Here is a 16,128-nt window from a genome sequence, read left to right on the forward strand (position 1 = left end):
CTCACCCCCCGATCCGTGCGGACACGGCGCACGGGCGTCACGCGCTCTCGCGCTGCGTCGGCGGGAGCGTGTCGAGCAGGACCTGGCCGACCACGGCCTCCTGCGTGACCCCGTCGAACTCCGCCTCGGGGTGCAGGATGAGCCGGTGCGAGAGCACGGGCACGGCGAGCGCCTTCACATCGTCGGGCGTCGCGTAGGTGCGGCCCTGCGACGCGGCCCGCGCGCGCGTGGCGCGCGTGAGGGCGAGCGCGCCGCGGATGCTGACGCCCAGGCGGACCTCGTCGGCCGTGCGGGTGGCATCCACGAGTCGGGCGATGTAGTCGAGGACGAGCGCGTCGACGTAGACGGATGCCGCGAGATCGGCCATGCCCACCAGCGCCTGGGGGGTGATGATCGGGCGCAGGTCGGCGGTGGCGACGGGGGCGCCGTCGAGGATGCGCACGGTCGCCGCGTGGTCGGGGTAGCCGAGGGAAGTGCGCAGCAGGAAGCGGTCGAGCTGGGCCTCGGGGAGGCGATAGGTGCCGGCCTGCTCGACGGGGTTCTGCGTGGCGAGCACGAGGAAGGGCACGCCCACCTCGCGCGAGACGCCGTCGATGGTGACCTTGCCCTCCTCCATCACCTCGAGCAGGGCCGACTGCGTCTTGGGGCTCGCGCGGTTGATCTCGTCGGCGAGCACGATGTTGGCGAAGATGGGCCCACTGTGGAACTCGAACGCGCCGCTCTTCTGGTCGTAGACGGTGATGCCCGTGATGTCACCGGGGAGCAGGTCGGGCGTGAACTGGATGCGGGTGTTCGTCCCCTGCACCGACTGCGCGACGGCGCGGGCGAGCGAGGTCTTGCCGGTGCCGGGGACGTCTTCGAGCAGCACGTGCCCGTCGCTCAGCATCGCGGTCAGCACGAGCTCGACGACGTGGCGCTTGCCGAGCACCGCACGCTCGACGTTGTCGGCGATCTGCGAGAAGGTCTGGGAGAACCAGGTGGCCTGCTCCTGGGTGATCGTCATGTCGGTGCGTTCTTCCTGTGGGGGATGGATGGATGCCGGGATCAGCCGTTGCCCTGGGGCGGCTGCGAGGGGTCGCCCTTCGGCGGCTCGGAGGGGTCGGCCTTGCCGGGGTCGCAGGTGCCGCCCGTGACGAGCGTGGCGTCATCCAGACCCCAGCCCTTGGCGGACCAGCTGACCTGGACCTTCGCGTTCTCGACGCGGGTGGCGCCCTTCGGGACGACGGTCGGGTCGCTCGCGTCGAGCTTCTTGCCGCTCTTGTCGTAGTAGACGACGCCGGAGCGGTCGGTGGAGGTACGCGCCTCGCCGTTGCTGGTCTTCCACCCGAGTTTGAGCTCGCTGCCGGCGACGCAGGAGTCGATACGAGCCGTCGCCTGCACCTGGTACGGGGCGCTGCCGGAGGCCGGCTTCACGACGCCGCGGTCGGAACGCGTCGGCCAGAGGTTGTGCTGGAAGTAGACGCCGATGTTCGGGTCGCTGTCGTAGACCGATGTGCCGTTGTCCCAGTTGTCGTAGACGACCGAGTTGTTGCGCGGCGGCTTGTCGCCCGCCTCGATGCGGGTGATCTTCCATCGGGCGGTGTCGCCGCTCACATCGGGCCGCGCGTTCACGCGGAACGTGTAGCCCTGCGGGGCGGAGGTGTCCTGCGCGGCGTCGATGCTCTGCTCGATCTGGTCGGAGCCGTAGCTCTTACCCTCGTAGACCGAATCGACGCACATGCGGACCGTGTAGGTCACCCCGTCGTCCTTCCCCGGGAACTCGCGGCGCTGCCCGTCGTCACCGACGCGGCACGAACCGTCGATGGCGAAGCCGTAGCGCACCTCGGAACCGTCGCCGTTCTTCGACGCCGAACCGGTGGCGACGATCGTCACCTTGCCGCCGCCCTCGGGTTCGGACGTGAGCGTGAGGCCGAGCTGCTGCGGCTTGCCGACGCCGTGCGCGGTGAAGACGAGCGCCTGACCGCTCTGCGAGCCGCCGAGCCCCGGCGGCACGGTGAAGCGCGAGATCGGGGTGACCGTGATCTGCGTGGAGGAGTTGCTCCCGACCGGGAACGCGTCGACCGAGATGTTCTCCTGATTGCGGCCGATGTCGACGGTGCGCTTCTGCCCCGCGGCGCTGACGATCTCGAGGGAGCCGGTCTCGGCGGAGTCGATGCCGCGGATGGCGAGATCCGCGACGCCTCCGTCACCCCCGTTGTTCACGGGCGCGAAGTCGCCCGACTTCGGCCTGTCGGGGGAGGCGTAGGCCCATGCCGTCGTGCGCACGGCGCCACGCGACTCGCCGACGCTGTTCACCGCCGTCACCACGTACTCGCGCTGCTCGCCGTTCGGGGCCGAGATCACGGGGCACCCGCCATCGGGGCCGCACTGCGCGACGACCTCGCCGCCGGAGCGGACCGTGAACCCGCTGAGCGCCGGGTAGGCGCGACGGGCCTCGCCCGGATCGACGCGGAGCGTCAGCGAGCCGTCGGCGAAAGCCGTCTGCCGCACGCTCGCGGGCGAACGGGGGTAACCGAGCAGGTCGAGCACGACACGGGCATCGCGCGTGGACGCGGTCGAGCGCCCCTGGGCGTCGCGGAGCGTGACGCTGGCGCTGCAGGTGGCGCCGGGGGCGTCGGCCGTCCACGAAGCGACGACGCTCGACGCCGAGCCGACCGCGAAGGTCACGCCCGTGCACGCCGCCGTGGGCCGCACGCCCACGACCTCGAGCGGGGTCCGCGGCAGCGGGTTGACCTCACCGCTGATGCCGATGACGTCGATCGAGCAGCTCGAGCCCTGAGCCTGCGAGCACTGCGACGACGTCGTTCCGCCCTGGGGCAGCGTCGAGGGCGCCGCGCCGACGCGGAGTACGAGCCGCGCGGGGGCGACGGCGTTGTGACTGGTGACGGAGATGACGGCGGCGTTGTCGGTGCCGGGCACGGAGCGGTCGGCGCCGACCACCGTCACGACCGATCCGTCAAGCGAGACCTGGAACGCGGAGCCGCTGTAGTCGAGGGCGTACCGGATCCCGGCCCAGTCCTCACGCCCCAGCTGCCACGAGGTCATGTTTCGCAGGTCGAAAGTGGCCGTCTCACCGGGGCCCACCGTGAGCGAACCCGGGCGCAGCTCCGGCTGCGGATCGCGGGCGACCACCCCGATGGGCACCGAGAGCACGGTCCAGTCCTGCGTCCCCGCCACCCGCACGGGCACCTGGCACGCGTCTGTCCACGGCGAGCCCGTCCCGGCGTCGTACTGCACGACCGACCCGGTGACGGAGCAGCGTCCCTCGGCGCGGACGCCGGTGGTCGAGACGTCGGTGCCGACCTCGAGCGCGGCCCGACGGGGAAGGGCGACGAGGGATGCCATGTCGAACTGCACCGAGGCCAGCTCATCGACCCGCTGCGCCGACCCGGGGCGAAGCGCGAGGGTCAGGTCGTCGTCGCCCGGCACGCGGAGGAACGCGTAGGTCGTGACGTCGGCGTCGCCGACACGGCCCGTGATCGCGAACGGGATGACGCGACGGGTCGCGGGCAGGTCGCCCGAGATGCGCCGGCCGTCGAGGCGCACGTCGGTGGGCTGCCCCCACAGCGCCACCTCGAGGTCGCCGACCTCACCGCCGGACCAGGTCGCGCGGCCCGCGATCACGTCGACCCCGGTGGTGAAGTCGTCGCGGTTCTCGACCGTGAGCACGGTGTCGGTCACCACGGGGTAATCGGGCACGCTCTCGCGCGTCACCTTGACCACGATGAGTCCGCGCCCGGTGTTGCCGGAATCGGACTCCACGTCGTACAGGAACGACATCGTGCCGGGCTCGTCGCCCGCGCGCAGGACCACGCCGGTGTCGCTGACGCTGTCGACGAACCCGTCGAGTCGCGCGTACTCCGGGTTGGCGCTGCCGTCGACGAGCGTCTCGGGAAGGTCGGGCCGCACCGCCGTGAGCGTCAGTCGCCCCTGCGTGGGATCGATGTCGTTCGCGAGCGGACTGACCCGGATCGTGCGGTCTCCCCCGGCCTGCACCTGCACGTAGTCGGTGAAGGTGATCGGACTCGGGTTGGCCTCGGCATCCAGGATTCCGATGCGCACGGTGCCCTCGCCCGTGGCGCCCGAGGAGTCGGCCACGCGGTAGCGGAACGACACCTGCCCCCGATCGCCCGGCACGGACGAGTAGACGATCGACGACCCGTCCGGGGAGACGGATGCCGTGCCCCGGTCGGGCTGGGCGACGATGCGGTCGAGCGAGACGGCGTCACCGTCGGGGTCGACGCCGAATCCCTGGAAATCGATCGTCGTCGTGCCTCCGCTGAGGACGCGCCCCTGGAGGGCGTCGGGGAGGGGCGCCCGATTGGCCTCGCCGCCGAGGACCGTGATGCGCACGGTCGCCTCGTCCCAGAGGGCGGGCGTACCGGTGGTGTAGACGCGGTACGTCACCTCGTAGGAGCCGGGCGTGGTCGGCGCCAGATAGCGCAGCACGCCGCCCGACGCGAAGGCGAGCGCGTCGCTCGCCGGCTGAGCCTGCACGCTGGAGGGGTCGAGGCTCGGTCGCCCTCCGGCCGGCGAGATGTCGTTGTCGAGCACCGGGATGTCGATCTGCGCCCCCGCGCGCACCGTGACGGTGTCGTCGACGGCGATCGGCGCGATCTCGGGAGCCGGCGGGAGAAGGTAGACGGTCGCCTCGCCGCTCACGCGGGAGCCCTCGTCGTCTGTTCCGTCGCTGACGGTGTAGTCGACGGTACCGAGCAGCCCCGCGCCGCCGTCGGCGGTGGAGCCCGAGACGCGCAGATCGTTCTGCCCGACGGTGTCGACGGTGAGGGAGGCCCCCTCCTCGGCCGCGGGCGTCACGTCGCTGAGCAGCAGCACGCGGCCGGTGGGGTTGGACACCGCGCTGAACACGTCGAGGGTCGCATCCTCCTGCGGGCGCACGAAGGCCACGACGGGGGCGGTCGACAACTGGGCGGGCGCGTCGGCGGGCAGGAGCGTGATGCGAGCCGTCCCCGTGGCGTCGCGACCCCCGGCGTTGACGGTGAAGTCGACGCGGTACACACCGGGCTCGGATGCCGTGAAGTCGAACACCGTGCTGCCGCCGACCACGGTCGCGGTCGCGGCGGCGTCGTCGAGGACGCGGACCGAGCCGAGGGAGATCTCCCCGGCGGTGCCGGTGACGTGCGGGCCGACGTCGACGGCGAGGGAGGTGCCGACCGTGTCGACGGTGGCGAAGGACTGCACTGCGAGAGTGGGATCGGGAGCCACCCGGATGGCGAGGGGCTTGGTCGTGGTGGCCCCTGCGGTGTCGGCGATCGTGACGTCGAGCTGGATGCTCTGTTCGCCGCCCGACCCGTCGTCGGCATGCTGGTAGACGACGTCTCCGCCGGGGGTGGCGGCGACCGTGCCGACGCCGCTCGGGTTGTCGACCGAGAGCAGCAGGAGCGGGTCTCCGTCGGGGTCTACCCAGCCGGGCATGACGGGGACCGTGAGGGTGCCGCCGCGCGCGACCTCGGGGGTCGGCCACTGCTGCAGGCATTTGTCGGTGCCGCACCACACGGGGGCGGCGTTCGACTCCGCCGGCGAGACCGTCAGGGTGACCGTGGTGGGTGCCGACGTGAGTCCGTCGGCCGTCGTGCCGTCGGTCACCGCGTAGCTGAACGTCGCGGTGCCGGTTGCTCCCGGCTCGACGCGCACCGCCAGCCGCTGACCGGAGTCGATGAGCGAGAGCCTGCCGAAGCCGGGATCGAGCCCGGTGACGCTCTCGGGCACGATGCTCAGCACGTCTTCGTTCGGATCGTGGTCGTTCAACAGCACCGGAAGGGTGTTGAGCCGCCCCGCCCGCACCCCGAAGGCATCGGGTTCGGCGATGGGCGGCTTGGGGTCGAGGACGACGCTCAGCTGCTCCTCGCTCTGGACGGCGGCCTCTTCGGTGCGGTCGTCGAGCGACCAGTTCTGACTGGATGCCACGAGGGCGCCGTCGGGCACCGTCCACACCCAGCCGGTACGCGTCTCGTTCAGGATGACGGCGTGATCGGTCGCGACGAACACCGGGCGCCGCTGGTCGGGCATGGTGGCTCCGTCGTAGGCGAGGTCGGTCTCGCCCTGGTCCGACCGCCACAGGGTGCCCCGACTGTCGCCCGGGAGGAGCCAGGCGGCGTAGGTGACGCCCTGGTGGGTGAGCGGGCGCGCGGGCTGCCCGAGGATGTTGCCTCCCCCGCCCACCTCGCGCCGGGGTCCGGACCCGTCGGTCGGGATCGTCCAGAGCGATTGATCGTCGGCGACGAAGACGGCATCGGCTCCCGCGTCGGCGTCGCCGACCGAGACCTGGTCCCCCAGGTCGAGGTCGACCGGGTCGGTGCCGCGCATCCACACGCGGCCGGCCTCGGGATCCACGAGCACCCAGGTGTCGCCGGCCGCCGAGATCACCGGAGCGGTCACCGTCACGTCGAGGGCGTCGCGCGCGCGCACCTCGTCGGCGTCGATGTCGTACCGGATCACGGACTGGTCCACCGAGGAGTAGGCGAAGAGCATCCCCCGGTCGTCGAGGGCGATGGCATCCGCCGTGTACGACACGGCCTCGTCGTCACCGGCGGTTCCGAAGGGGTCGAGCTCGGCGGCGCGCTGACCCGCTTGGCTCAGCCGCCCCGCGAAGAGGGCTCCCGTGTCGGTGCGGTAGACGACGTAGTCGCCCGCCGTGGCGACCGAGGTGGTGCCGGGCGGGGTGTCGGGGGCGGCCTCGAGCTGGTCCTGCTCCAGGTCGACGGGCTGCGCCTCGTCGATGCGTGTGAGCTTGCTGTAGCTGTCGGTGAACAGGTACGCACCGTCGTGCGCCTGCGCCACCTGACTCGGATTGCCCGCGGTGCGCACCGTGTCGAGCTCGCCGACCGTCGTGTTCACGCGTGCGTAGCGCTGCCCCTCACCGGTCTGCAGCGCCCACACCGAGGTGTCGACCTCGGGGGTCTGCTGCGCGTCGAGGCCGGGCCACACGATACTCGCGGTCACGACGAGGGTCGCGGCGACGAGGGTGGAGGCGAGCCCGACCAGCGTGCGGCGTTTCATCGCAGCACCCCCGTGGCGTAGAGCGCCGCGACGACGACCGCGCCGGCGGTGACGAGGGTCGCGGAGGCCAGCACCCAGGGCAGCGCCCGCGACGCGGTCGAGACCGGGGCCTGGATGTCGGTGTCTTCGTCACGTGCGTACCCGGTGATGCCCGAGGAGTCCCGCGTCTTACGCGAGATCTCGCGCTCGATGCGCGAGCGTGCGGGGCCGCGGACGGTGCCGTCGGCGAAGTCGATGGAGCGGGCGGCGGGTGCCCACTCGGCCGCGGGGACCTCGAGCGGGGTCGCCGGCACGCCCATCTCGGCCTGCACCCCCTGCAGCGCCTCGCCGAAGGCGCGCGCGCTCGGGTAGCGCTGGGCGGGGTCGCGCGCCATGGCCTTCGCGAGGACGTTCTGCACCGACGGCGGGACGTCGGACCGGGAGATGGCCGTGTAGGAGGCGCGAGCGATGCGGCGGCGCAGCTGCTCGCGCGAATTCTGCCCCTTCTCGCGCCGCTCGAACGGACTCTGCCCCGCCAGCAGCGAATAGACGGTGGCGCCCAGACTCCACACCTCGCTCGCGATCGTGCCGGCGGTCTGCTCCGCGACGACTTCGGGGGCGCTCCACGGCACGCTCATGGCGAGCATCTCATCGGCCCCCTGGCGCACGAGCGACGACGAGATGCCGAAGTCGGCCAGCACGGGGGCACCGAAGGTGGTGACGAGGATGTTGCTGGGCTTGACGTCGCGGTGGATGAGCCCCGCGTGGTGCGCCGACTCGAGAGCTCCGGCCATGTGCACGCCGATCGACAGCACCTCGGCCACCGGCATGCGCTCGACGCGGTAGCGCTGGGCGAGCGAGCCCGGGCAGAACTCCATCACGATGTACGGGCGCCCGTCGGCCGAGATGCCCGCCTGGTAGACCGTCACGATCGAGGGGTGTGCCGACAGGTGCGCTAGCACGTCGGCCTCGGCGTTGAACATGCGCAGCAGGTCGGTGTCGCGCACGTCGCTGGGGAGGACCTTCACCGCGACGTCGCGACGGGGCATGTCCTGCCCGTACAGGAAGACGTCGGCGAAACCGCCCGACCCCAGAGGACGGATGTAGGCCAGCCCGGGCAGGATGGGCGGCGACGACGGAAGCCGCTGCGGCATCGAGCCCCCTCCCCCGGACGACGCGCCCGCACCTCAGCGAGCGCACAACCCGTCGATGCTAACAAAGCAGTCTTCATCGGCCCTGCGCGTTGTGCACAGGTGACCGCAGGACACCGAGCGCGCTCAGGATGCCGGGGCGTCGGGCTCGCGCGGATCGAACGGCGCGTCGAGGGAGCGGGTGAGGTCGTCGAGCAGCGCTGCGATCTGCGGCTCGACGTACTCCGCCACGGCCGCCTGGATGCGCAGGCGATGGTGCAGGAGGATCGTGCACACCTCCCGCCCGATCATGTTCGCGTAGTCGTCGGCCAGACCGACCTCCTGCCGCAGCGCCGCCTTGGCGGCATCCGACAGGGGCGGGAGGGCCGGGATCTCGGCGTCCTCCTCCGCGGCGAGACCCGAGAGGGTGAAGAGGAAGGGCGACCCGGGTTCGGGGTCGGGGTCCAGCGGCATCCCGTCGAACTCCGGTTCGAGCCCCTCGGCGGGCCGATACGAGCGGCGGCGATTGCGCTCGGCCTGCTGGTCGAGCTCGGCCTGCAGCATCGGGAGGTTGCGCGAGGTGTAGTCGGCGACGGCGTGGTCGACGATGCCCTTCACGCGCGTCGAGAGACCGTGCTGCACCCCGTGCGGAACGTCGGAGCCCAGCCCCGCGGCGGACAGGACCGGCGAGCCGAAGCACCGGCGACACGGGGCGACGCGACCGCGATGGTTCGCGGGCTCCCAGCGCGGCAGCCATCGCAGCCAGGCATCCACGGCCTGGCTGACCTGGCTTTCGAGCGACCGCTCCACGGCGCCTACGTTAGTGCGACACGCCCGGGCACGTGGGGATGCCACGGCGCGGAGCCGCCAGGACGTCCGGACGGGAGTGCCGGATCGGCCGCGCGTGATCATCAGGGGGCGTCTTCGTCGTCCTCCCACCGCCATCGGGGCCCCTCGGACCGGGTCCGGCACAGGAACACCCCGAGAAGGCCGGCGAGCAGCCCGGCCGCCGCGATCACGGGCCCGGGAAAGCCCAGCACGACGCTCCCGGCAGCGGCGAGACCGCGTGCCGGGTCTGCTCCGCTGACGACCGCGCCGACGACGATCCCGGCGGCCTCGCCGACGAAAGCCGCGATGGCGCACGGAACCGCGGTGAGGTATCCCGGCGGGTCCGCCCGCAGGCCCCACAGGAGCACCCCGGCGAACAGGGCGAGAGCGGCGACCTGCCCGATGACGCCGGGGATCGAGCCGAGCCCGCGGACGGGGATGACGTCGGCGTCCAACGCGAGGCTCGCCACCCCGAGCCCGCCGATCGAAAGGGCGATGAAGGTGACCGCCGCGAAGACGACCGCGACCGGCGGGGTGACCCCCGCCGGTCGCGGCTCGTTCGTCATGGCATCCGTGTCGATCTCAGCGCTGCGAGAGCTGAGGACCGGCCTCGAGCGTGCGCTCGTACTCGCGCTGCGCTTCGGTGTTGATCTCGGTCACGCGGCGACCCCGTGCCGAGACCCAGGCGCCGAACCAGATGGTGAGCTCGCGCCCCAGCACGAAGGCCACGATCGCCAGCGGCGCGAGGACGTTGTTCTGCAGCAGGTCGAGCGACTCGCTCGAGGTGATGCGCCAGAAGGGGGCGGCGAACAGCACGCCCAGCAGGTGCCCCGCCCAGGCGATGACGCCGACGACCAGACCCCACACCACCCAGTGACCCCAGCGACCCCGGTTGATGAGGGCGCCCAGGAACCAGAAGCCGAGGAAGAACGCCACGGTCGGCACCCACAGGCCCGCGGTGGCGAGCGCCGCCAGCGCCTCGCCTCCGAGCTCCGAGACGCCGAAGGCGCCGGTCAGCAGGCCGAGGCCGAGCGTCGCCGCGAGGTAGAGCACCGCGAAGACGACGGCGGCGAGCAGGCCGATCGCGCCGGCGGCGCCGCGGTTGCCGCGCGGACGCGGCGCCTCGGGAGCCTGCACGAAGATGGGCTGCGGTGCCCCGACGGCACGGGTGGGCTCGTCGGCGACGGGCGTCGCGGTCGTGGCGGACGCGCCCGCGGCGGTCCCTGCGACCCCCGCGGCGACGGCCGGTGCGACCGTCGTCGGCGCGTCGTCGTGACGGGGCGCCTCGGTCTCGGCGGTCGCGTATCGTGCGGTGGGCGCGTCGTGCTCGGGTTCGGCCGACGCGGCGTAGGCGGCCCAGCGTGCGTCCTCGTCGTCCAGATCGACGGATGACGTGCGCCCGGCGGCGGCGGAGGCCTGGGGCTCGACGGGAGACGCATCGTGCACGACCGGAGCCGTGTGCTCGCTCCGGGCGTCGCGCCGTGCGGCGGCCTCGTCGCGCTCGTGTGCCTCGCGCTCGTCCCAGGCGGCCTGGGCCGCGTCGCTGTCGACGGCGTCGCGCTGCGCGGCCTCGGCGTCGGCGAGGCCCTCGTGGGCGCGCCCGACCACGTCGTGCGCGTCGTCACGGGGCTCGGCGACGGGGTCTCCGTACGAGTTCGTGGGCTCAGCGACGGGGTCGCCGTGCGGCTGGTGGTCGCTCATGGGGTCTCCTCACGCGGTGCTTGCGCCGCAAGGCTAACCCGCGCCCGGCGTGTCGCCCGGAAGGCGTGCCGTGGATGTGCGTCTCGCCTGAGTCCGATGAGACGCCTAGGCTGAACGCATGCCCGGTCGCCTGACTCGCACGGCCCTCGTCGCCGCGATCGTCGGCGCGGCCGCGCTCGGCACGACGGCGTGCGCGCCCTCGGCCGACGAGGCGTCTCCGCAGGAGTCGGCGCCGGTCGTCTCGACCAGTCCCACCCCGATCCCCACCATCACGCAGACCGCGACGGCCGTGCGCATCCCCGCGGACTGCCGCGCGATGCTCTCCGCCGACGTCCTCTCGCAGCTCGGGACGGTGCCGCTCAACGACCCCTCGCTGGGGCCGTCCGGCGTGCAGTCGGACGGATCGCTGATCTGCATCTGGCGCGACCCCGCCGCCGACACCACGAGTCTGATGACGACCATCTCGCGCGTGGACCGCGGCCCCGCCCTCGACATGCTCAACGACCTGGTGACCACCCAGGGCTTCAGCTGCTACACGCCCGATGAGGGCACCCGCTGCGAGAAGACCTGGATCAACGACACCTACCCCGTCAACGACGGTCGCACCCTCTTCTGGCGCGACGACGTGCTGGTCGACACCCAGTACTCCAACCTCGCCCCGACCGGCTACACCGCGAGCATCATCTCCTCGGTGTTCGGCTGATCGCGCGACGGCCTGCGCTCACTCCCCGAAGAACGCGTGGGATGCCACGGTCGCGGCGTACGCGTCCGGCATCCAGCCCGTGAGGGTCGACGAGACCCAGCGATCCCCGCGCAGGTCGTGGACCTCGAGGACGTCGCCGGTCGCGCGTTCGCAGTGCGTGACATCGCCGTCGGCCGCGCAGCCGAATCCCTGCGCGGCGAGCGTCGCCTGCGCCGCGGCCGCCCCCTCGGGCGTGACCGTCGAGACGGTCGTCTCCACGAAACGCCCGTCGACGCCGCGCCAGTGGCAGGTGACGACGACGGTGGGACTCGCGGCCGCCACCGCCTCGGGGGTCGAGAGCGGGGCGGTGCGGCGCTGCCACAGCAACGCCTCGGGCGACCACACCAGGGACGACCACAGGGGCTGAGAGTAGAGGTGGCGGCAGTCGCCCGCGGGCTCCGCGGCAGGGGCCGCGGTGGCCGTCGGCGTATCGGTCGTCGCGCGCAGGGTGTCGCCCACGAAGCTCACGGCGGTCGGGATGCCGGGCGCGGCGAGGATCCCCAGCGCCGCCACGGCCGCGGCGCAGAAGATGCCGGCCGGCCATGCCAACCACAGGCTGCGTCCACCGATTCGGGCCATGGGTTCCTCCGCATCCACGGTAGGCGCACACCCCCGGCGCACCCTCCCCTCGACACGCCGCGTCCCGGTCCCGGCACCCGCGCGACACACCGCCGGCACGACGCGACACCGGCGCCGTCCACGCGAGACGCTCCGCACGCACGACGAAGGCCCCCGGCGCGAGCCGGGGGCCTTCGAGGTGATCGGGATGCCGCGTCGAGGCGTGGCATCCGTCGATCAGGGTGGAGCCGGCGAGCGGCTCCACCCCGCGATCAGTTGTAGGTGCCGGGCGTGAAGTCGTCCGTCGAGAAGCTGTCGAAGTCGACGTAGCTCAGGTCGGCGTCGGAGTACGCACCGTCGGACGCGAAGATGCGGTTGGGGTACCGCTCGCTCTTCGCCTCTTCCGTCGCCTCGACCGTGACGTTGCGGTACTTCGCAAGACCGGTTCCGGCGGGGATGAGCTTTCCGATGATGACGTTCTCCTTGAGGCCGACGAGCGGGTCGCTCTTGCCCTCCATGGCCGCCTGCGTCAGGACGCGGGTGGTCTCCTGGAACGACGCGGCCGACAGCCACGACTCGGTCGCCAGCGACGCCTTGGTGATACCCATCAGCTCGGGACGACCCGACGCGGGGCGCTTGCCCTCGCCGACCGTCTCGCGGTTGATGGTCTGGTAGCGCTTGAAGTCCACCATCTCACCGGGCAGCAGGTCGGTGTCGCCGTGGTCGACGACGGTGACCTTGCGGAGCATCTGTCGGACGATGACCTCGATGTGCTTGTCGTGGATCGGCACACCCTGCGAGCGGTACACGCCCTGGACGCCGTTGACGAGGTACTTCTGCACCTCGCGGGCACCCTGCACGCGCATGACCTCCTTGGGGTCGAGCGTTCCGACCTGGAGGGGCTCACCCACCGAGACGTGCTGGCCGTCCTCGACCAGGAGCGTCGCGCGCTTCAGGACGGGGTAGACCACCGGCTCGTCGCCGTTGTCGGGCGTGAGGATGACCTTCTTGGCCTTGTCGGTCTCGTCGATCGTGATGCGACCGTCGGCCTCGGCGATCGGGGACGCACCCTTGGGGGTACGCGCCTCGAACAGCTCCTGCACGCGGGGCAGACCCTGCGTGATGTCGTCCGCCGACGCGGAACCACCGGTGTGGAAGGTACGCATCGTCAGCTGGGTACCGGGCTCACCGATCGACTGGGCCGCGATGATGCCGACGGCCTCGCCGATGTCGACGATCTTTCCGGTCGCGAGCGAACGGCCGTAGCACTTCGCGCAGACACCGACGGCCGAGTCGCAGGTCAGCACGGAGCGGACCTTGATCGTCTCGACGCCACCGGCGACCAGCTTGTCGATGAGCACGTCGCCCACGTCGTCGCCGGCCTCGGCCAGCACGGTGCCCTGCGCGTCGACGACCGCCGTGGCGAGCGTGCGGGCGAACACCGAGTTCTCGACGTTGGCGTCCTTGACCAGCGAACCGGTCGAGTCGGCCGCGGCGATCGGGAGCTCGAGGCCCTTCGACGTGCCGCAGTCCTCCTCGCGGATGATGACATCCTGCGAGACGTCGACGAGACGACGCGTCAGGTACCCCGAGTCGGCCGTACGGAGGGCCGTGTCGGCCAGACCCTTACGGGCACCGTGCGTCGCGATGAAGTACTCGGCGACCGACAGACCCTCGCGGTACGAGGAGATGATCGGACGCGGGATGATCTCACCCTTGGGGTTGTTCACCAGGCCGCGCATACCCGCGATGTTGCGGATCTGCAGCCAGTTACCACGGGCGCCCGACGAGACCATGCGGTTGATGGTGTTGTCGGCGGGGAAGTTGTCCCGCATCGCCTTCTGGACCTCGTCGGTCGCCTCGGTCCAGATCTTGATGAGCTCCTGACGACGCTCGGCGTCGGTGGTGAGACCCTTCTCGTACTGGCCCTGGACCTTCGCGGCCTGCTTCTCGTAGCCCGCGACGATCTCCGCCTTGTTCGGCGGGGTGAGGATGTCGCTCAGCGCCACGGTGACACCCGAACGGGTGGCCCAGTAGAAACCGGCGTCCTTGATGCGGTCGAGCGACGCAGCGACCTCCACCTTGGGGTACTCCTCGGCGAGCTTGTTGACGATCTGCGACAGCTTGCCCTTGTCGGCCTGCTCGCGAACGAACGGGTAGCCCTTGGGGAGCGTGTCGTTGAAGATCGCCTGGCCGAGCGAGGCGTCGACGAGACCGTGGGTCTCGTAGCCCTCGGGCGCCTGACCCTCGAGGAACGTCAGTCCGGGGATGCGGATGCGCGCCTTGGCCTGCAGATCGAGGGTGCCCTCGTCCTTGGCCAGGATCGCCTCGCCCACCGAACCGAACGCACGGCCCTCGCCGACAGCACCCTCCTTGAGGGTGGTGAGGTGGTGCAGACCGATGATCATGTCCTGCGAGGGCAGGGTCACCGGGCGGCCATCCGACGGCTTGAGGATGTTGTTCGAGGCGAGCATCAGCACGCGGGCCTCGGCCTGGGCCTCGACCGACAGGGGCAGGTGAACGGCCATCTGGTCACCGTCGAAGTCGGCGTTGAACGCCGCGCACACGAGCGGGTGCAGCTGGATCGCCTTGCCCTCGACGAGCTGGGGCTCGAACGCCTGGATGCCGAGACGGTGCAGGGTGGGTGCACGGTTCAGCAGCACGGGGCGCTCGCGGATGATCTCCTCGAGCACGTCCCAGACCTCGGGACGGTAGCGCTCGACGGCGCGCTTGGCGGCCTTGATGTTCTGCGAGTGACCGAGGTCGATCAGGCGCTTGATCACGAACGGCTTGAACAGCTCGAGAGCCATCTGCTTGGGCAGACCGCACTGGTGGAGCTTGAGCTGGGGTCCGACGATGATGACGGAACGGCCCGAGTAGTCCACGCGCTTTCCGAGCAGGTTCTGGCGGAAGCGACCCTGCTTTCCCTTGAGCATGTCGCTCAGGGACTTCAGGGCGCGGTTGCCGGTACCGGTGACGGGGCGACCGCGGCGGCCGTTGTCGAACAGCGCGTCGACGGCCTCCTGCAGCATGCGCTTCTCGTTGTTGACGATGATCTCGGGGGCACCGAGGTCGATCAGGCGACGGAGGCGGTTGTTGCGGTTGATCACGCGACGGTAGAGGTCGTTCAGGTCGGAGGTCGCGAAGCGGCCACCGTCGAGCTGCACCATCGGACGAAGCTCCGGCGGGATCACCGGGACGACGTCGAGCACCATCGAGGCCGGCGACATGCCGGTCTGCAGGAACGAGTTGACGACCTTCAGGCGCTTGATCGCGCGGATCTTGCGCTGACCCTTGCCCTCGGAGATCTGCAGGTGAAGGCTGTCGGCCTCGGCCTGCAGGTCGAAGGTCTCCAGGCGACGCTTGATCGACTCCGCGCCCATGTGGGCCTCGAAGTACTGGCCGAAGCGGTCCTGGAGCTCGTGGAACACGTCGTCCTCGGGCTTCAGGGCGCCGACCTCGAGCGTGCGGAAGTCCTCCCACACGCGCTCGAGCTTGGCGATCTGCTCGTCCGCGTTCTTGCGGGCCGCCGTCATGTCCTTCTCGGCGGCGTCCTTGACCTTCTTCTTCTGGTCGGCCTTGGCACCCTCCGCCTCGAGAGCGGCGAGCTCCTCCTCGAGCTTGGCGAGGCGAGCGGCGACGCGGGCGTCGCGGCGGTCGCCGAGCGTCTTCAGCTCGAGACGGATGTTGTTCTCCTGCGTGGCCAGGTCGCGGTGACGAGCATCCTCGTCGACCGAGATGACCATGTAGGCGGCGAAGTAGATGACCTTCTCGAGGTCCTTCGGCGCCATGTCGAGCAGGTAGCCGAGGCGCGAGGGCACGCCCTTGAAGTACCAGATGTGCGTGACGGGCGCGGCGAGCTCGATGTGGCCCATGCGCTCACGGCGGACCGAGGACTTGGTGACCTCGACGCCGCAGCGCTCGCAGACGATGCCCTTGAAGCGGACGCGCTTGTACTTGCCGCAGGCGCACTCCCAGTCGCGGGAGGGTCCGAAGATCTGCTCGCCGAAGAGGCCGTCCTTCTCGGGCTTCAGCGTGCGGTAGTTGATCGTCTCGGGCTTCTTGACCTCACCGAAGGACCAACGACGGATGTCGTCGGCGGTGGCCAGACCGATACGGATCTGATCGAAAGTGGTTGATTCGAGCACTGGTTCTCCTGTGTCGGAATTC

Annotated in this window: 9 protein-coding genes; 1 reads left to right on the plus strand and 8 read right to left on the minus strand. The window is 71.1% G+C overall.

Annotated features, from left to right (window positions below; translation table 11 throughout):
• Positions 1 to 37 precede the first annotated feature (37 nt).
• From RWH45_RS04300 to RWH45_RS04325, 6 genes are all read right to left on the minus strand, one after another.
• Positions 38 to 1,003, minus strand: coding sequence for an AAA family ATPase (locus RWH45_RS04300; protein ID WP_315993654.1), 966 nt, complete (start codon positions 1,001 to 1,003; stop codon positions 38 to 40).
• A 41-nt stretch (positions 1,004 to 1,044) separates the two neighbouring features.
• Positions 1,045 to 7,020: an Ig-like domain-containing protein gene (locus RWH45_RS04305; RefSeq protein WP_315993655.1), complete on the minus strand. Its 5,976-nt coding sequence runs from the start codon at positions 7,018 to 7,020 to the stop codon at positions 1,045 to 1,047.
• Positions 7,017 to 8,153 carry a serine/threonine-protein kinase gene (locus RWH45_RS04310; protein WP_315993656.1) on the minus strand — a complete coding sequence of 379 codons (1,137 nt, stop codon included), beginning with the start codon at positions 8,151 to 8,153 and terminating at the stop codon, positions 7,017 to 7,019. The genes RWH45_RS04305 and RWH45_RS04310 overlap by 4 nt, the downstream gene beginning before the upstream one ends.
• A gap of 123 nt (positions 8,154 to 8,276) precedes the next feature.
• Positions 8,277 to 8,939 (minus strand): spermidine/putrescine ABC transporter substrate-binding protein, encoded by a 663-nt coding sequence (locus tag RWH45_RS04315; RefSeq protein ID WP_315993657.1) that lies wholly within the window; start codon positions 8,937 to 8,939, stop codon positions 8,277 to 8,279.
• Between the two features lie 101 nt (positions 8,940 to 9,040).
• Entirely contained in the window at positions 9,041 to 9,523 is a 483-nt protein-coding gene (locus tag RWH45_RS04320) for a DUF6121 family protein (RefSeq protein WP_315993658.1), read from the minus strand.
• 16 nt (positions 9,524 to 9,539) lie between these two features.
• Positions 9,540 to 10,658, minus strand: coding sequence for an ABC transporter (locus RWH45_RS04325; RefSeq protein ID WP_315993659.1), 1,119 nt, complete (start codon positions 10,656 to 10,658; stop codon positions 9,540 to 9,542).
• A gap of 118 nt (positions 10,659 to 10,776) precedes the next feature.
• Between RWH45_RS04325 and RWH45_RS04330 the strand changes: the two genes are divergently transcribed.
• Entirely contained in the window at positions 10,777 to 11,361 is a 585-nt protein-coding gene (locus RWH45_RS04330) for a hypothetical protein (protein ID WP_315993660.1), read from the plus strand.
• An 18-nt stretch (positions 11,362 to 11,379) separates the two neighbouring features.
• On the opposite strand, the gene RWH45_RS04335 is transcribed toward RWH45_RS04330, so the two are convergent.
• The gene (locus RWH45_RS04335) at positions 11,380 to 11,979 is read right to left on the minus strand and encodes a hypothetical protein (RefSeq protein WP_315993661.1); all 600 of its coding nucleotides are present in this window, start codon (positions 11,977 to 11,979) and stop codon (positions 11,380 to 11,382) included.
• A gap of 251 nt (positions 11,980 to 12,230) precedes the next feature.
• Positions 12,231 to 16,106 carry a DNA-directed RNA polymerase subunit beta' gene (gene rpoC / locus RWH45_RS04340; protein ID WP_315993662.1) on the minus strand — a complete coding sequence of 1,292 codons (3,876 nt, stop codon included), beginning with the start codon at positions 16,104 to 16,106 and terminating at the stop codon, positions 12,231 to 12,233.
• Between the last annotated feature and the right edge of the window lie 22 nt (positions 16,107 to 16,128).

The organism is Microbacterium galbum (assembly GCF_032464915.1).
In the GTDB taxonomy this organism is placed as follows: Bacteria; Actinomycetota; Actinomycetes; order Actinomycetales; family Microbacteriaceae; genus Microbacterium; species Microbacterium galbum.

What these genes read in the sequence shown, in the direction of transcription:
- RWH45_RS04300 (WP_315993654.1), bottom strand. Translation starts at nt 1,003, where the DNA reads ATGACGATCACCCAGGAGCAGGCCACCTGGTTCTCCCAGACCTTCTCG.
- RWH45_RS04305 (WP_315993655.1), bottom strand. Translation starts at nt 7,020, where the DNA reads ATGAAACGCCGCACGCTGGTCGGGCTCGCCTCCACCCTCGTCGCCGCG.
- RWH45_RS04310 (WP_315993656.1), bottom strand. Translation starts at nt 8,153, where the DNA reads ATGCCGCAGCGGCTTCCGTCGTCGCCGCCCATCCTGCCCGGGCTGGCC.
- RWH45_RS04320 (WP_315993658.1), bottom strand. Translation starts at nt 9,523, where the DNA reads ATGACGAACGAGCCGCGACCGGCGGGGGTCACCCCGCCGGTCGCGGTC.
- RWH45_RS04325 (WP_315993659.1), bottom strand. Translation starts at nt 10,658, where the DNA reads ATGAGCGACCACCAGCCGCACGGCGACCCCGTCGCTGAGCCCACGAAC.
- RWH45_RS04330 (WP_315993660.1), top strand. Translation starts at nt 10,777, where the DNA reads ATGCCCGGTCGCCTGACTCGCACGGCCCTCGTCGCCGCGATCGTCGGC.
- RWH45_RS04335 (WP_315993661.1), bottom strand. Translation starts at nt 11,979, where the DNA reads ATGGCCCGAATCGGTGGACGCAGCCTGTGGTTGGCATGGCCGGCCGGC.